We start from the raw sequence: 17,316 nt of genomic DNA, 5'->3' as shown, positions 1-17,316 counted from the left end.
ATAAATTTCTCTCCAAAAATTCATTTTAATTTCTTAATGCTTCAACTTCTTTTTCAAGCATTCTGAACATGTTCCTTTTAAGTAAAAATACGTTTCTTCAATTTCAACATTTCCCAATTTTTTCAAATCTAATTTTGAAAGATCAATATCAAAATCAATTATATTTCCACAAGTTTTACATTTAAAATGTCCATGGGTAGCTGTAACTACATCATATCTCACTTCGTTTTCTTCGATAATTATTTCTTGAACGATATCGCTTTTAACAAATATATTCAAAGTGTTATACACTGTTGTCTTTGATAAAGTTGGTATTTCGCCAGAAAGATTTCTAAAAATATCATCAACGGTGGGATGAGTATGATGGTCTAATAAATATTGAAATATTTTAATTCTTTGAATAGAGGGTTTAATTCCATTCTCTTTCAAATATTCTCCTACATTTTCTATATACATTGGCCCTCCTTACTACACAAAATTTTAATTTCTATTTATTATATTTTAACTTTGTATCTATTACAATTCTATAATCTTTTTTGTAGTTTGTCAAATTTTTTTTTATTTTTATTATCAAAGTATTAATAATACAATAGCATTTTTAACAAAATAAAAAGCCGAGAATTTATCTCGACTTTTATTAATGATAATCTCAAGGTTATCGTAATAAATTAATGTTTAAATATTTAATTATTTAACAGTTAATCCTACTTTAACTCCTGCTCTTAATTCATTAGCTTCTGTTGTTGTTTTAGATGTTTTATTAGTAAGTGCATCTCTTTTACTTTCAGTATCTTTGTGAACTGGTCTATATCTTAAGCTTGGATTAATTGAAATTGTTCCAACTGAAGTTTCGAAATCAGCTTTATATCCAACTCCTGTCCATACAGAAAATTCATTTTCATATCCATATTTAGCTGTATGTTTAGACCATTCATTTTCAGGGTTAACAAATGCATATAATCCATGCCATGAAGGAGTATCATAAGTTAATCCTACTGTGTAGTCTAATTTAACATTTGATTTATTGTTTTCTCCATTAGCATCTCTTAAATAGTGTTCCAATGTTGTATAGTAACCAATTGAACCGAATCCACCTTCTAATAATTTACCATCAGTTCCTAAGATTAAGTTAGCTCCCCAACCGTGGTTAGCATTGTTATGGTTAGCTGCTCTATAATATCTACCATCTTGGTCACCAGTACCATTTTGTGTAAAGTAAACTGCTTCTAAAGTAGTTTTAATGTTTTGTCCAAATACATTCATTCCAAAAGTTGGTCCGAAATAAATTTCGTTAGATTCTCCAGTAGTTTCTTTGTGACCTACACCAGCTTTTTTAGTCCAGTGTCTAACTCCTAATTTAGTGTTAGTGTCTAATGATCCCCATTGAATGTTTTTAGATAAGTTTGCATCTACTAAATCAGAACTTTTTTTAGTTGAAGTTCTATCTCCTCCAGCATAGAATCTATCTTCCTCATGTTTGTAGTATAGATTTGCATCTAATCCCCATTCATCGTTTAATCCTAAAGTTGTTCCAGCTTCAGTTTTTACTCTGTATCTTTCTTTGTTAGCTTTTTTGAACCCTTCATTTCCTAATTCATTTGCATCAGTTCCAGATTTATCTGTATAGCTTTGTCTGAAATCTTGATTTAAATAAACATTTTTTACAACGTCTTGATCAGCAGAAGCAATTCCAGAAACTGATAAAGCTAATGCTAAAATTCCTAATAATTTTTTCATAATCTTCCTCCTAAATAATATCTTAAATTATATTTTCAAACAACTTGCGTATATTATAGCACAATTATTGTCTTTTGTAAAGTTTATTACCTTTAATCTTTTTAAAAGGCAATAAACTTCTTATTTTTTAACTAATTTTAAATGTCTTTTACTTCTAGAGTAACTACTATTTAGTAATAGTTGCAACTACTCCTGAAGCTACTGTTCTTCCACCTTCTCTAATCGCAAATCTTAATCCTTCTTCCATTGCAATTGGGTGAATTAATTCTACTGTCATTTCAATGTTATCTCCAGGCATTACCATTTCTACTCCTTCTGGTAAGTTTACTTCTCCTGTAATATCAGTTGTTCTGAAATAGAATTGTGGTTTGTATCCTGTAAAGAATGGAGTATGTCTTCCTCCTTCATCTTTTGTCAATACATATACTTCTGATTTAAATCCTGTATGTGGAGTAATTGTTCCTGGTTTAGCAAGTACTTGTCCTCTTTCCACTTCTTCTTTCTTAGTTCCTCTTAATAATGCTCCTATATTATCTCCAGCTTGTCCTGAATCTAATAATTTTCTGAACATTTCTACTCCTGTTACTGTTGTTTTTGAAGTTGGTTTAATTCCTACGATTTCTACTTCTTCTCCAACTTTTACTACTCCTCTTTCTACTCTTCCTGTTACAACTGTTCCTCTTCCTGTAATTGTGAATACATCTTCAATTGGCATAAGGAATGGTTGGTCAATTGGTCTTTCTGGTGTTGGAATATATTCATCCACTGCATCCATCAATTCTACAATTGCATCTATCCATTTTTGTTCTCCATTTAATGCTCCTAATGAAGATCCTTTGATTACTGGTACGTCATCTCCTGGGAATCCGTATTCGTTTAATAATTCTCTTACTTCCATTTCTACTAATTCTAATAATTCTTCGTCGTCTACCATATCTACTTTATTCAAGTATACTACGATGTAAGGTACACCTACTTGTCTTGCCAACAAGATATGTTCTCTTGTTTGAGGCATTGGACCATCTGCTGCTGATACTACTAAGATAGCTCCATCCATTTGAGCTGCTCCTGTAATCATATTTTTTACATAGTCAGCATGTCCTGGACAGTCTACGTGAGCGTAGTGTCTTTTTTCTGTTTCATACTCAATGTGAGCTGTGTTAATTGTAATTCCTCTTTCTCTTTCTTCAGGAGCTTGGTCAATGTTTTCAAAATCAACTTTTTCAGCCAACCCTTTTTCAGCTAATACTTTTGAAATTGCTGCTGTTGTTGTTGTTTTACCGTGGTCAACGTGACCAATTGTTCCTATGTTTACGTGTGGTTTACTTCTCTCGAATTTAGCTTTTGCCATTTCTTATTTCCTCCATTTTTATTTTTTAATATACTTATTTTTGAATGAATTATAACATATCACTTAAAAAAAATCAACCTTTTCAAATTGAAATTTTCAAACGCTAAAAAAAAAGCTCTCCAAAAAGATAGCTGATTCATTCATTAAAATTTTATTTTATGTTCTTTGTTTTATGTAATTATGGTGCCGCTTGTCGGACTCGAACCAACCACCTACTGATTACAAGTCAGTTGCTCTACCAGATGAGCTAAAGCGGCAACATCATTATGATATCATATCCCCTTCTCTTTGTCAATCATTTTCTTATTATTTCCAAAATAATTTATCTAATATTGTTTTTCTAGAAGGCATTCCTTTTACTTTTTTACCTCTTTTTATCCAATATTTTTCTTTTGCCAAATCGAATAAAGGTTTATCGGCTAAACTATCTGAATAAAATTTTATTATTTCGTATTCGATATTATTTTCTTTCGCCCATTTATTCAATTTTTCGACTTTCTCTTGACCTTTATTGTTTTCCCCTTTAATTTTTGAGATAAATTTTTTTTGACCGTCACCTTCAAATTCTGTTCCAAAAACTAAATCATAGCCTAAAGATAACAAAAAATCATCTATTATGAATTTTGGTGTTGCAGAACTGACTATTACCATATCGGACTCTTGCTTATTTTTAGCCAATTCAGCTTTTGTCCAATCGTAATTCATTTTCCCGTATTCTTCCCAAAATCCTTTTATTAAATTTTTTCTTTCTTCTTCGCTATGTTTTTCCAAAAAAACAAAAAATCTTTCCTTCAATTTTTTTAAATCTATTATTTTTACTAAATAAAAAATTACTTCTTTTATATACGAAAGAGAAAATAGGAACGCTTCCAAAGGATATTTTTTCATATAGTATTGAAAAAAATTTGTCCCACTTTCTCCACCGTATATTGTTTTATCAAAATCGTACACTATTATCTTTTTTTTCATGTGCTTCCACTTTCTGCATTTTTACTAATTTTTTAACTAAATTCAAATGCATCCTTTTCAAAAATTAGATTTTTTTCTATTTTTTCATTTACATCCATTGAAAAATCAATGTATTTTGCTGTTTCTAATTCTTTTATTTCTTTTTTTACTTTTTCTCCTAACTCATTTTTTTTCAGAATATTTTTCACTTCTTCGTTAAGATAAAGTATTTCATTTATGACAATTCGTCCGTCGTAGCCGTTATTACACCTATTACAGCTATGTTCGTCTAAATGATTGCTGTAATTATCGCATTTTTTCCCAATTAATCTTTGAGCTACTACGCCTATCATCGAGTCTAAAATCAAATATTTTGGAATTCCCATATCTACAAGCCTCGTTATCGTTGCAATTGCATTATTTGTGTGAATCGTCGATATTACCAAATGTCCTGTAAGTGCTGCTCTTACGGCAATTTCTGCTGTAATTTCATCTCTAATTTCAGACACAACAATTATATCTGGATCATTTCTTAGACAACTTTTTAAAACTTCTGAAAAAGTTACCCCGATCTCATTATTCACCTGCACTTGCACAATTCCTTTTATTTTATTTTCAACAGGATCTTCCACCGTTATTATTTTTCGCTTTCCATCGTTCAATTTTTCAATCATCGATAACAAAGTAGTTGATTTTCCTGAACCAGTTGGTCCACTAACTAAAATCATACCATATTTTCTCTCTAGCATTTTTTCCAAAATTTCTTCACTTTTATTTGAAAACCCCAATGTTTTTAACTCCGTATTTTCCAAAAAACTTTTCAATATTCTTAAAACTATGCTCTCTCCATTTATTGTAGGCATATATGCTACTCGAACATCATACCTTTTTTCATCCAATAAAAAAGAAAAACTACCGTCTTGTGGCTTTCTTTTCTCTGCTACATTCATTTCAGACAAAATTTTTATACGCGATATTATCTCTACAACATTTCTTTCCAAAATCTTTTTATCAATTACATCAAATAATTCTTCAACTTCCTGCAAAATTCCATCAATTCTATATTTTATTTCCATTCCATCCAAATCATCAAATTTGATATGAATATCACTTGCTTTTTTCAAAATTCCTTTTTTAATAATTTCATTCACATACGAAATTACACTACTCGACAATAACTTATTATTCAATTTTCCCTCACCCTTTTATTTTAATTTTTTATTTTTTCAATTTTTTGTAATTTAAAATTACTATTTATTTCCCTTTTTCCCTCAATTTTTTTACTAAATTATTTCTTTTTAACATTCCCACTGTTAACATTTTCTAAAGTTTCTTCAGTTTGTTTTTTCAACATTTTGTACATACTTTTTTTCAAAAAATTATACCATTTTAAATTTTTTGATTGCATTTCTATCCCTTTTATAGTTTCTTTCAACTGTAATTTCAAGAAATCAACTTCTTCATACGAAAGCAAAACATCTTTTGTTTTTTCTTTTTTGTTTGCTTTAGTCACTTTTGTTTCTTTTTCTAAATAATTAAAAAAGTTAAACAAATTTGGTAATTGTTTTTCGTATGCTATCATTTGTTTTTTCATTTCTTCAATTAATTTTGCTACATAACTTCTCGTAGTTTTATTAAATGTTACAGTCACTCTTCTTTTACCTTTTCCAATTTTTTGAACTAACTGAGACATTTTTGCTTGTGCTTTTGCATTAATTATTTCCATATCGTTAACCGAATTTGGATTCACCATTTTTGCCATTAACCTTATCACCTTTCCTTTTAAAAAATTATTTTTATATTTCTTTTCGTATCTCTTTTAACGAAATATTTCCTTTTCTCAACAATTCAATTTTACCATCATCAAATTTTATAATTGTTGAAGGCATTCCCGTCAATTTCATTCCTTTTTCTTTAATCACAAAATCAACATTTTCTAAAACTTCTACATTAATTTTTTTTAAATCAGTAGTCGCTGGTTCTCCTGATAAATTTGCACTTGTTGTTAAAATTATTCCACCTGCATTTCTTATTAATTCTAAAGCAATTTTATTTTTAGGAATTCTAATCCCTATTGTGTCCAAATTTTTATCAAATTTTTTCGTAAAATTTTTATTTGCATTAAAAATAATTGTTAGTTCTCCAGGCCAAAATTTATCAATAATCTTTTGAATTTTCTTCAAATTTTGAGGTGTCTCGTCAATCATTTCTTGAATTTTTTCTACATCACTCACCAACGCTATAATTTTTTTTGAAAAATCACGATGCTTAATTTTATAGATTTTTTCTACTGATTTTTTTTTAGGGAGAGCCCCTATTCCATACACTGTATCGGTTGGAAATATGACAACTCCCCCTTTTTTTAATATTTCTATTGCTTTATTTTCAATTTTTTCCAATTTGATTATCCTCTTTTGTTAATTTTTTACTATTAATCTTCTACTGGAATTTCAAATAAATCACTTATTGCTTCACTTGTTGTTATTCTCTTAATTGTTTCAGCAAACATTTTACTTGTTGTCAAGACTCTCAATTTATCAAATTGTTGATCTTCTGACAATTCAATTGTATCTGTTATTACAACTTCTGTAAATGCTGAATTTTTTAATCTTTCAATAGCTGGTCCCGAAAATACTGCGTGAGTCGCACATCCATAAACTTCTGTTGCACCTTTATCTATCAATGCTTGAACTGCATTACAAATTGTTCCAGCTGTGTCGATCATATCATCTATCAAAATTGCTTTCTTACCTTTTACATCTCCAATTATGTTCATAACTTCTGACACATTCGCTTTTGCCCTTCTTTTATCAATTATTGCAAGTGGCGTATGCAACCAGTTTGCCAATCCTCTAGCTCTTTTTACTCCTCCAACATCAGGCGATACTACAACTGTATCTTCTGGACTGAATCCATATTTTATGAAATGTTTTGCTAAAATTGGCAATGCTTCCATATGATCTACTGGAATATCGAAGAATCCTTGAATTTGTCTTGCGTGTAAATCCATTGTAATTACTCTTGTCGCTCCTGCTACTGTCAATAAATTTGCAACTAATTTTGATGTAATTGGCTCTCTTGGACTTGCTTTTCTATCTTGTCTTGCATATCCATAATAAGGAATTACTGCTGTTATTTCTCTTGCTGAAGCTCTTCTCAACGCATCAATAAATATCAATAATTCCATTAAACTTTCATTTACTGGTTTTGAAGTTGATTGAATAATAAATACTTTACAACCTCTAACACTTTCATTCGATTTTACAAAAGTTTCTCCATCTGCAAATTTTACTATCTGATTTGAAGATAAATCTATTTCAAGGTACTCTGCTATTTTTTTTGCTAATTCTTTACTCGATGACCCCGCAAAAATTCTTATTTTTTCTTTATCTTCTTTACTCAAAGCTATCATTTTATTTGTTCCACCCTTCTTTGTTTATCTGTTTAGCTCTACCAAATGCTAAAGTTTCATCTGGTATATTTTCGGTAATTACTGATCCAGCTGCAGTAAATGATTTTTCACCTATTTCCACCGGTGCAACTATTATTGAATTACTTCCAATAAATGAATCTTTTCCTATTTTTGTTTTATGTTTATTTTTTCCATCATAGTTACAAGTTATTGTCCCTGCTCCTATATTTGTTCTCTCTCCAACTTGTGCATCTCCAATATATGTCAAATGTCCTGCTTTTACGCCTTCTTCCAAAGTAGCATTTTTAATTTCTACAAAGTTTCCTACGTGAGCATTCAATTTTAAGTTAGCTTTTGGTCTTAAATGTGCAAATGGTCCTACTGTAACACCGTCTTCTAAAGTCGATTGTTCCACAACAGAAGCCTCAATTCTCACATTATCTCCAATTACCGAATTTTCAATTCTCGTATTTCCTAAAATTTCACAATTTTTTCCAATTTTTGTATTTCCTTGAATTGTTACATTTGGATAAATTACTGTGTCTTCTCCAATCTCAACATTTTCTTCGATATAAGTAGTTGCTGGATCTAACAAAATTACTCCATTATCCATTAATTCTACATTTTTTCTTTCTCTTAAAATTCGATTAGCTTGAGCTAATTGGACTTTTGAATTTACTCCTAAAACCTCGTCTTCATCTTCAATTTGAAAACTTTCAACTTTTTGTCCTTCGCCAGATAAAATTTTGATTACATCTGTCAAGTAATATTCACCTTTTGAGTTGTTATTATTAATTTTTTCAACTGCTTCTAACAATTTTTCATTTTTAAAAATATACACACCTGTATTAATTTCATCAATTTTTCTTTGTTCATCAGTCGCTTCTTTTTCCTCAACAATATCAACTATATTTCCATTTTCTTTAATAATTCGCCCATATCCAAAAGGATTTTTTACTTTACATGAAAGAACTATGCAATCTAAATTTTTTTCTTCAAAGATTTTTTTCATTTTATTAAAAGTTTCAGATTTTAATAAAGGTGTATCTCCACAAGTAATTAAAACATCTTCTTTTAAATTTCCTAATTTTTCTTTTGCAATTAAAACTGCATGTCCAGTCCCTAATTGTTCCTTTTGCTCAACATACATTACATCGCCCATTGCTTCAAGAACAACTTCTTTTTTGTGCCCCAAAATGAAAAGATTTTTTTCAATTCCAGAATTTTCCAAAACTTTTACTACTCTTTTCAACATAGGCATTCCATTTACTTCATGCAAAACCTTAGGTTTTTCAGATTTCATTCTTGTACCTTTTCCTGCAGCCAAGATTAATGATATCATTTTTCCTCCTCTAAACAATAATCTAAAATTTGCTTTTTAACCAAATGATAAATTTTTTTGAAAACAATAAATTTTAATAAACATAATATTATCATTTAATTTATATATATTAGATTATAACAATTTTTTCTTTTTTATTCAATCATTATACGCAAAATTTATTTTTCATCGTCATCATCATACTGACAATGATTTAAGTGGATTTTTAATGCTTCCAATGAAATATGTATTTCTTTTAATGTAAAAAATAGCGACGCAATCATCAGTATCAAACTAATCACGAATGTTATCATTCCAAATAAATCTAATTTAAAAAACAAGAAAAACATCGAAAGTACACACATTAAAAGGCTACTAACTCCATAATATTGCATCTTTTTTATGTATTGCAATCTTTTTCTTAAATTCTCAATTTGACTTATCTCATATTCATTAGGATTACAAACATTCATTTGCCGAACCAACCCAGCAATTGTCAAAAATCTATTCGTGTATGCTAACAATAATAACGATACTGACGGAAATAATACTGCCGGTGTTGTAATTTCTAAATTCATCTTATCCTCCTAACTTTTTTAAATTTATAATATTTATTTTTCGCTTTTCTTCCTAGAAAATAAATTTTTAATCGAAAATAACGGTTTATTTCTAACAATTTTTTCATTCCCAATAAAATCTCGCATTGTTTTCAACGTTTTACCTGCATTTTTCACTACAAAATTAAACGTTCCTGCACTTTTTGTATCAACAAAAAATCCTCTTATATATTTATCATTAAAAAATATTTGAGCTCTAACAAGTTTTATTTCTTCCCACGGAATTTGAACATAATCTTCTGGATTCCTCGAATTCTGAACCTCCCACGACTAAAGTCGCAGGGTTCTAAAATCTTTAAAAACATTTAAAAATTTTCTAAGAAGTTTGATAGCTTTACACTACCCTTATTCTTTTAGGTGTGTTCAGTTCACCTCTATTGTATAGGATACTTAAATCCACAACTTTACTTTTTCTTAATATATTTAATGCTCCATTACAATCCGCATTTATGATTTTACCTGTGCTTGTTTGATATAGTCCTCTTTTTATTCTTTTTCCACTGAATATATATTCTTTTTGATTTTCTTTATCATATATTGGAATTTCATCTCCATCAAAGAAACTTGCTTTTGATGTATAACTTTCTTCTTGCAGTTTAAATTCTATTCCATATAGTTTACATAGATATATTAATTTATCTCTTAATTTTCCATATGGTATATTTACAAAGTTTTGATTATTTATACTTCCAATATTTGATTTCCTTTGAAAATCTTCATTGTATCCTAGAACTAGTTTTCCTATATCATTATTAAGACAATAATTTATTATTATTCTTGCTGCTTTTGAAAGATAATCTTCTATACGATTACTTCTCTTTCTAGCTATTCTCTTTTGTCTTAATGTTATATGCTCTATCTTTTGCTTATCTTTAATGCTTTGCAATTTTGCATTTGTCTTGTTATAGTATTGATTTATTGATTTTAATTTTCTACCATCTATTATGAATGATGCTCCGTTATTAGTTACACAAGTACAAAGATTATCTATACCTAAATCAATTCCTAGTGCATTTTCTTTATTTAATTCCCTTTGAATTTCTTCTATCTCATAAGTATATTGAATTTCAAAGTACCTAGAATGTTGTTTTGGTATTATTCTAATTTCTTTTATCTTCTTACCTTTCAATACTGGTGGCAGCTTAATTTTAACTTCCTGATGAGTTTTCTTAAACGAATTTGAATAAGGAACTATCAGAATATCGTCTTTTAATCTAACAAATCCTATAACAAGAGTTGTAAAACCATCTTTAGCAAGATATTTAGGTAATTTTATATCTTTAAAATTATATTGACCATTCCTAGCAAGTTTTAAAAGTCCAAAAAATGATTTGAAACTTCCGTCTACTTCTTTTAGAATTTGCTGAGCCATATTAGAATTTAACTTCTTATAGTTCTCAATATTTTTAAGCATTTTATAGTTTTCATTATAACTTAAATACTTTTTATTTTCAAAATAGTATTGTCTAACATTGTATATAGCTTGATTCTTTAAATTTTTAGCTATATGGCACAAATATTTTAAATTTCTAAATTCTTTTTTGCTAAGGTGTTTTACTTGTTGTTTTAAAGTTAAATACATAGATATCACCTCCTTTTCATCAGAGGTATTATACCATGTATTCTACATTTTATCTGTCAAAAAAGTAATATTTTTATTTATTTTTAAATATTTTTAAAGTTTTTAAAACCCCACAACAGCGGGAAGCGTCGTTCACATAAGTTCGCTACTACTTATGCAGTTCTCTTGGCATATATACTCCTTAATAAATTAAGGAGATTAGCCTTGAACTTCTTGTTATCTCTAACAAGCACAGACTATATCTTATCCATAGTGTATCTCAACACCTTAGGCGAAACCACTTCCAATACCTATCGCTTGTATTGTACTCCCCTCACGAGGGATAGTCGTTGAACTTTCCTTTTCAGGCTTAGCTGCTGATTGTCTATTGTATGCCTTTCTATATGGCTCAGTGTTTAGGATTTAACCTTGCACCATCTAGTATATTTTTTCTGCTTTCGCTACCTTCACACTTATACCATATTTGAACGAAGGTATTATGTTGTGGTTATACTAGCTTTAAGAGTTCCCAGCAATTCAGTTTCTTTGTTGCACGGTTTTGCTCCGTGTCTACATACAAGTTTCCCTATATGCTTACTAAAATTTTCGTGCAATTCATCTCACGACTAAAGTCGCGAGTGTTCTTACACTATTTAATAAAATTCAAATGCTTTATCGCCTACTAAAATATCACCATTTTTATTTCCTACCATTCCACTCAACAAATTTCCTTTTGTGTTAAATAAAACTTTTGTATTTTTTGAAATTGCCAATTGTTTCTCCTTTCCTTTTTATTTTTATTGTAAAATTTAAAATATTTATAAATTAAACGTTATAACTAATTTATCCTAAATGAAAATATCGAATATAATTTTATTCAACACCATTTATTCTATTATACAAAAAAGAACTATTTTTAACAACAATAATTACGAATATTTTTCTAAATTATCTCATTAAAATAGTTCTTTTTCTCATAAAAATCTCCAAATTTAATTTATTAATATTGATTTTTTTTTAAATTTATTAAATATTAGAAAATTCCAACTACGTGTCCTACAATTCCAACTATAAATAATCCGAATATTATTAAAATTGGACTTACTTTTTTCTTAAGTAGCCACATACATAAGAATGTCAATAATAATGCTGCAAATCCTGGAATCAATTGATCTAAGTTATTTTGTAATGTAGTAACTTTTTCTGCTGAAAGTGAAACTCCACTTGCTTGATCTCCTAAAATTTGTTGCAATTGTGCACCTGTAACTGTACCTTTTGGAAATTCAATAAATGCTCCTTTAGATAAAGGTACTTTTGATACTATCATTGGGAAATTAATTGATGTCCATCTTTGAACCAAAATTCCCATAACGAACATACCTAAAATTGAAGCTCCTTTAGTAATTGTTTGTAACAATCCACCTGATAAATCTTTTGTAATTTCTGAACCTTTTTGATATCCAAATTCTTGTGTATACCATAAGAACGAAATACGAATTACATTCCATAAAATAAAGAAGAATAATGGTGCAATTACTGAACCACCTGTAGCAAGTGATGCTGCTATTGCTCCTAAAATTGGACGTACTGTAAACCAGAATACTGGATCTCCAATACCTGCTAATGGTCCCATCATTCCTACTTTAACCCCTTGAATTGCTGCATCATCAATTGCTGCTCCGTTAGCTCTTTCTTCTTCTAACGCCAAAGTAACTCCTAAAATAGGTGCTGCAATGTATGGGTGAGTGTTAAAAAATTCCATATGTCTTTTTAAAGCTGCTGACGCATCTTCTTTTTTCGGATACAATTTTTTCAATGCTGGGATTAATGAATAAGCCCAACCTCCATTTTGCATACGTTCATAATTCCAAGAACCTTGTAAAAATTGAGAACGAAGCATTACACTACGACGATCAGCTTTTGATAATTTTATTTTATTTTCTGCCATTTTTACTTTCCTCCTAAATTATTAATAATCATTCAATATATCTCCAAGTGGATCTCCTGAACCTGATGAAGTTCCTCCACCATTGTTGCTTCCTCCACCATTTTTTGTAACATTTAAGTAAATAATTGCTGCACAAACTCCGATAATTCCTGTTGCAATTAATGTTAATTCTTTTAATGGAGCCAATGCAAATCCTAAGAAGAAGAATGGCCATACTTCTTTAGTAGCCATTAAGTTGATAACCATTGCATAACCTACTGCTACTACGAATCCACCACCGATTGTCATTCCTTTTGTAAACCATTCTGGTAATAAACCTAATGTGTGTTGAATTACTTCTGAAGGGATGAATAACAACAAGATTGCAGGGATAGCAATACGTAATCCTTGACATGCTAATGCAACCATATGCCAAAATTCAACACCACGGAAGTTACCTTGTTCTGCTGCACGGTCTGCTTGGTGAACAATAACTACTGACAATGTACGAACTACCATTGTTAATACTAAACCAACTGTCGCTAGAGTAATTGCTGCTGCAATTGCTACGTTACGACCATCTGCAGTAAAGTTTCCTGCTTTTACAAAAATAATAGCTGAAGCTACTGAAGCTAAAGCTGCATCTGGAGCTACTGCCGCACCAACATTTGCCCATCCTAATGCGATAAGTTGCAATGCTCCTCCTAAAATAATACATTCTGGCATATGCCCTGTTGCTAATCCAATTAATGAACACGCAATAATTGGTTGATGGAATTGGAATTGGTCAAGGATACCTTCCATTCCTGCCAGAAATGCAACTATTAATACTAGAATAATTGAAACTATATTAAAATCCATAATATCCTCCTAAATAAAATTAAAGTTTTAATCCTTCATTTGCTTTTTCTGAAATTAATTTGAATAAATCTGCTCTCTTATCAGCAGCAACTTTTCTTACGTCGAATTTTACACCTAAATCTCTTAGTTTTTTGTAAGTGTCAACATCTTTTTGATCCATTGAAAGTACGTTATTAACCATAACTTTTCCAACAGTATGTGCCATCGAACCTACATTTAACTCTTTAATATCCACACCTTTTTCAATTACATAAAGTGCATCTTGAGGATTTTCAAATAACAACAATGCTTTTGTATTTCCAAATCTTGGATCTTTTGAAACTTCCACCAATTTATCAAGTGGGATAACATGTGCACGTACACCTGGAGGCGCCGCTTGTTCGATTAATTTTTTACGTAATTCATCTTTTGAAACAGAATCTGACACAACGATTATTCTGTTTGGATTAGTTGCTTTTGTCCAACTTGTAGCAACTTGTCCGTGTAACAAACGAGTATCGATACGAGCCAATACAAATTTAATTTTACCATCACCTATAACAGTTCCTTCTGGAATTGCACCTTTTGGTGTGTCATCTTGTGCTGCTGCAGTTGCTTTTGCTTCTTTTGGTTCCAATTCTTCAGGTCTAACTTTAACTTGGTCTTTCCCTTCTGGAACAATAGCTTTTGCTACTTCATGAGCTGTGTCATAATCTTCTCTTTCTGACAATGCTGCAAGTAACATTGGTAAATTAAGTCCTGCAACAATTGCTCTCTTTTCAGGTGCTTCTTCAAAGAAACGATTAGACTGATTAAATGGACTTCCTCCCCATAAATCAACTAAAAATAGAACTTCTTCTGTCCCTAATTTTTCAATGGCGTCTTGAATTTTTTTATATAAGTCATCTGGTCCTTCACTCGGCATAAACACAACTGATTCCAATAACTCTGCTTCTCCCAGAATCATTGAAGCCGATTGTTTAATACCAGCAGCAAATTCACCGTGACTTGCCACGATAATTCCTACCATATTTTTACTACCTCCTCCTGTAATACTTTCGTAAATTTATTATAAAAATATACCTTTACTCTCTACTTTTAAGTTTACCTTACAAATCTACAATTGTCAAATTTGTTTTTTATTTTTTTTCATAAATCTTCAAACTTTTTCAAAATTTCTTTTTTCATAATTTTTATAAATTTTCTAACAATTCATCATTTGAACTAAATCTTTTTATCAATTCTTTTAATTTTCTTATTCCATCACTATCAGATTCTTTATCCAATTCTCTTCTTAATTTCCATATTTTCTCCAATTTATCTTTAGGAATCAATAATTCTTCTCTTCTTGTACCACTTTTCAAAACATCAATTGCTGGGAAAACTCTCAATTGTTGAAGTGCTCTACTTAAAATAATTTCCATATTTCCAGTACCTTTAAATTCTTCGAAAATTACTTCATCCATTTTACTTCCTGTTTCAATAAGTGCTGTAGCAATTATCGTCAAACTTCCACCATTTTTAATATTTCTTGCTGCCCCTAAAAATCTTTTTGGATAATACAAGGCATTTGGATCAATACCTCCTGAAATTAATTTTCCGCTTGAAGGAATTGTAATATTGTACGATCTAGCCAATCTTGTCAAGCTATCCATTAATATTAAAATATCTTTCCCTTTTTCAACTTCTCTTTTAGCCATTTCCAATACTTTTTCAGTAACTTGTGTATGAACTCTTGGATCCTCATCAAATGTCGCTGAATAAACCTCTGCATCTTTAACATTTTCCTTAATATCCGTAACCTCCTCAGGTCTTTCATCAATTAGCAAAATCCAAACGTCAATTTCAGGATTATACTTAATAATATCATTTGCCAATGTCGATAAAAGCACTGTTTTACCAGCTTTAGGCGGTGCCACAATCAATCCTCTTTGTCCTTTACCAATTGGTGCCACAAGATCAATTATTCTTGAAGCAATGTGCCCTTTTCCTAAATTAATTTTTTCATCTGGATAAGATGGAATCAAATCATCAAAATATGGTCTTTGCGATGATTTTTCTGGCAAATCTCCATTTATTAATAACACCTTCAAAATCCCATAATTTTTTTCCGTTCCAATCGGTACTCTCAACTCTCCAAATACCGTATCACCATTTCTCAAGTTAAATCTTTTTATTTGAGAAATCGAAACATACACATCAGGTCCAACACTTGTCTGTCTCAAAAATCCATAACTTCCTTCATTAATTATATCCAATTTCCCAAAACCATATGTTTTCCCGTTTTCTTCACCTTTTTTCATCAAAATCTCATTTACTAAATCATGTTTCGTCATTATTGAAAAATTAGGAATTTTATATTCTTTTGCCATTTTTTTCAGCGGAGTTATCTTCGTTTCTAAAATATTTTTTATCAATATTTCTTCATCAGAATTTTTATCCTCCTCAAAAAAATTTCTCTCTTTTTTCTCTTCTATATTTTTCTCTTTCTCTGTATCTTCTAAATCTACCATTTCTTTCGTAACTTTAACTTCTTCTTTCTCTTTTTCAAAATTTTCAACTTTTTCAATTTCTGTATTTTCTAGTTCTTCTTTTTTCTTTCTACCTCTTTTCACAGGCTCTTTTTTTTCAACTTCTTCAGTCTCAACTTCTACTTTTTTCCTTCTACCTCTCTTAGCAGGTTCTTTCTTTTCTTCTAATTCTACTTCTTCTTTTTTTCTCCTACCTCTTTTTACTGGCTCTTTTTTTTCTTCTGCCATTCGATTCAACCTCTTTTCCTCTTCAAATTTTTAATTTTTTTGAGATAAATTTTTTTAACACTTTTACTCTTCCAATATACATAACAATTTTTTTAATATTTTAAAACATAAATTCTTGATTTTTAATTTGATAAGATTACATAAATCTGTTTTTGAATAGACTTTTATGTGAACTACTCCCACTTTTAAAGGCAGGAACTTTGCTATCTTTTGTAAAAAAAGAGAAACAGAGGCTATCCGAAAATAACCTTGCCTCTTCTTTTTTTCTTACAATTATTTATTTGGTCCTATAGAAGGTATATCCAATATTCTTACTTCTTCTGGTGAACTTTGTGGTTGTACTGTTACTCCTGGTGTATCAGTTGTTGTTGGAACATATCCTCCATCGATATATCCACCATTTTGATACAATTTATCTTCAGGAATTCTGTAATTTCTTATTTTACTTACTGTCAAAACTCCATCTTTTGAAACTGTTCCACTAACTTTAAAAGTTACTAAATCCATATCAGAAACACCATATTTTTCAGCCATAAATTGATAAATTCCATCAATTAATCCTGTTTGATCATTTAATGTATATGTTACTTTTTTGTTAGGTAATACCAATTTATCTTTTACATAATAAAATGTATTAGTTGCTTTTAAGTATTGACCTTCGAATTCTTTTGCTGATGTTTTTTGTTTTTGTTTTTCTTCTTTAGCTTTTTCTTTCGCCTGTGCTTTTGCTTTTGCTCTTGCTGCTCTGTCTTCTCTTCTAGTTTCTTTAGTCTTTAACTCTAAACTAAATGTACATACAGAACATACAAGTAACATCATCAATACTAATAATTTCTTCATTAT

Annotated in this window: 17 protein-coding genes, 1 tRNA gene and 1 pseudogene; all 19 read right to left on the bottom strand. The window is 29.9% G+C overall.

The features are described 5' to 3' along the window. Positions 1-33: 33 nt before the first annotated feature. The 19 genes and pseudogenes from J4863_RS01290 to J4863_RS01200 all read right to left on the bottom strand — a co-directional run bounded on the left by J4863_RS01290 (position 34) and on the right by J4863_RS01200 (position 17,313). Entirely contained in the window at positions 34-456 is a 423-nt protein-coding gene (locus J4863_RS01290; RefSeq protein WP_211618681.1) for a Fur family transcriptional regulator, read from the bottom strand. A 231-nt stretch (positions 457-687) separates the two neighbouring features. Further along, positions 688-1,737: a succinate dehydrogenase/fumarate reductase iron-sulfur subunit gene (locus tag J4863_RS01285; protein ID WP_211618679.1), complete on the bottom strand. Its 1,050-nt coding sequence runs from the start codon at positions 1,735-1,737 to the stop codon at positions 688-690. Positions 1,738-1,903: 166 nt separating this feature from the next. Continuing rightward, entirely contained in the window at positions 1,904-3,088 is a 1,185-nt protein-coding gene (tuf, locus tag J4863_RS01280) for an elongation factor Tu (protein ID WP_147002960.1), read from the bottom strand. A 181-nt stretch (positions 3,089-3,269) separates the two neighbouring features. Continuing rightward, positions 3,270-3,345: transfer RNA gene (locus J4863_RS01275), tRNA-Thr, on the bottom strand. Positions 3,346-3,394: 49 nt separating this feature from the next. After that, positions 3,395-4,057 (bottom strand): HAD family phosphatase, encoded by a 663-nt coding sequence (locus tag J4863_RS01270; protein WP_211618677.1) that lies wholly within the window; start codon positions 4,055-4,057, stop codon positions 3,395-3,397. Positions 4,058-4,089: 32 nt separating this feature from the next. Then, positions 4,090-5,226 (bottom strand): GspE/PulE family protein, encoded by a 1,137-nt coding sequence (locus J4863_RS01265; protein WP_211618676.1) that lies wholly within the window; start codon positions 5,224-5,226, stop codon positions 4,090-4,092. Positions 5,227-5,324: 98 nt separating this feature from the next. Then, positions 5,325-5,798, bottom strand: coding sequence for a viral A-type inclusion protein (locus tag J4863_RS01260; protein ID WP_211618675.1), 474 nt, complete (start codon positions 5,796-5,798; stop codon positions 5,325-5,327). Between the two features lie 34 nt (positions 5,799-5,832). Beyond that, the gene (locus J4863_RS01255; protein WP_249111538.1) at positions 5,833-6,435 is read right to left on the bottom strand and encodes an L-threonylcarbamoyladenylate synthase; all 603 of its coding nucleotides are present in this window, start codon (positions 6,433-6,435) and stop codon (positions 5,833-5,835) included. 32 nt (positions 6,436-6,467) lie between these two features. Beyond that, positions 6,468-7,448 carry a ribose-phosphate pyrophosphokinase gene (locus tag J4863_RS01250; protein ID WP_211618674.1) on the bottom strand — a complete coding sequence of 327 codons (981 nt, stop codon included), beginning with the start codon at positions 7,446-7,448 and terminating at the stop codon, positions 6,468-6,470. A gap of 1 nt (position 7,449) precedes the next feature. Further along, a complete protein-coding gene (gene glmU / locus J4863_RS01245; protein WP_211618673.1) occupies positions 7,450-8,790 on the bottom strand; it encodes a bifunctional UDP-N-acetylglucosamine diphosphorylase/glucosamine-1-phosphate N-acetyltransferase GlmU in 1,341 nt (446 codons plus the stop codon). A gap of 158 nt (positions 8,791-8,948) precedes the next feature. Beyond that, positions 8,949-9,347: a DUF2721 domain-containing protein gene (locus J4863_RS01240; protein WP_211618671.1), complete on the bottom strand. Its 399-nt coding sequence runs from the start codon at positions 9,345-9,347 to the stop codon at positions 8,949-8,951. A gap of 33 nt (positions 9,348-9,380) precedes the next feature. Continuing rightward, positions 9,381-9,641, bottom strand: a pseudogene (locus J4863_RS01235) (DUF956 family protein); the annotation flags it as partial. Positions 9,642-9,720: 79 nt separating this feature from the next. Then, the gene (locus J4863_RS01230; protein ID WP_211618669.1) at positions 9,721-10,968 is read right to left on the bottom strand and encodes an RNA-guided endonuclease TnpB family protein; all 1,248 of its coding nucleotides are present in this window, start codon (positions 10,966-10,968) and stop codon (positions 9,721-9,723) included. A gap of 632 nt (positions 10,969-11,600) precedes the next feature. Then, positions 11,601-11,720, bottom strand: a complete 120-nt coding sequence (locus J4863_RS01225) for a DUF956 family protein (protein WP_249111537.1) — start codon at positions 11,718-11,720, stop codon at positions 11,601-11,603. A 260-nt stretch (positions 11,721-11,980) separates the two neighbouring features. Then, positions 11,981-12,895 carry a PTS system mannose/fructose/sorbose family transporter subunit IID gene (locus J4863_RS01220; RefSeq protein ID WP_211618667.1) on the bottom strand — a complete coding sequence of 305 codons (915 nt, stop codon included), beginning with the start codon at positions 12,893-12,895 and terminating at the stop codon, positions 11,981-11,983. A gap of 21 nt (positions 12,896-12,916) precedes the next feature. Next, positions 12,917-13,735, bottom strand: coding sequence for a PTS mannose/fructose/sorbose transporter subunit IIC (locus J4863_RS01215; protein WP_211618665.1), 819 nt, complete (start codon positions 13,733-13,735; stop codon positions 12,917-12,919). Positions 13,736-13,754: 19 nt separating this feature from the next. Continuing rightward, entirely contained in the window at positions 13,755-14,744 is a 990-nt protein-coding gene (locus J4863_RS01210) for a PTS sugar transporter subunit IIB (protein ID WP_211618663.1), read from the bottom strand. Positions 14,745-14,907: 163 nt separating this feature from the next. Further along, the gene (gene rho / locus J4863_RS01205) at positions 14,908-16,128 is read right to left on the bottom strand and encodes a transcription termination factor Rho (RefSeq protein ID WP_371815583.1); all 1,221 of its coding nucleotides are present in this window, start codon (positions 16,126-16,128) and stop codon (positions 14,908-14,910) included. Positions 16,129-16,746: 618 nt separating this feature from the next. Continuing rightward, entirely contained in the window at positions 16,747-17,313 is a 567-nt protein-coding gene (locus J4863_RS01200) for a hypothetical protein (RefSeq protein ID WP_211618662.1), read from the bottom strand. Positions 17,314-17,316: the final 3 nt, after the last annotated feature.

The organism is Leptotrichia sp. oral taxon 221, assembly GCF_018128245.1.
Classification (GTDB): domain Bacteria; phylum Fusobacteriota; class Fusobacteriia; order Fusobacteriales; family Leptotrichiaceae; genus JABCPH02.
Note: the sequence above shows the minus strand (reverse complement) of the source record. Positions and strands in the feature narration are given on the sequence as shown.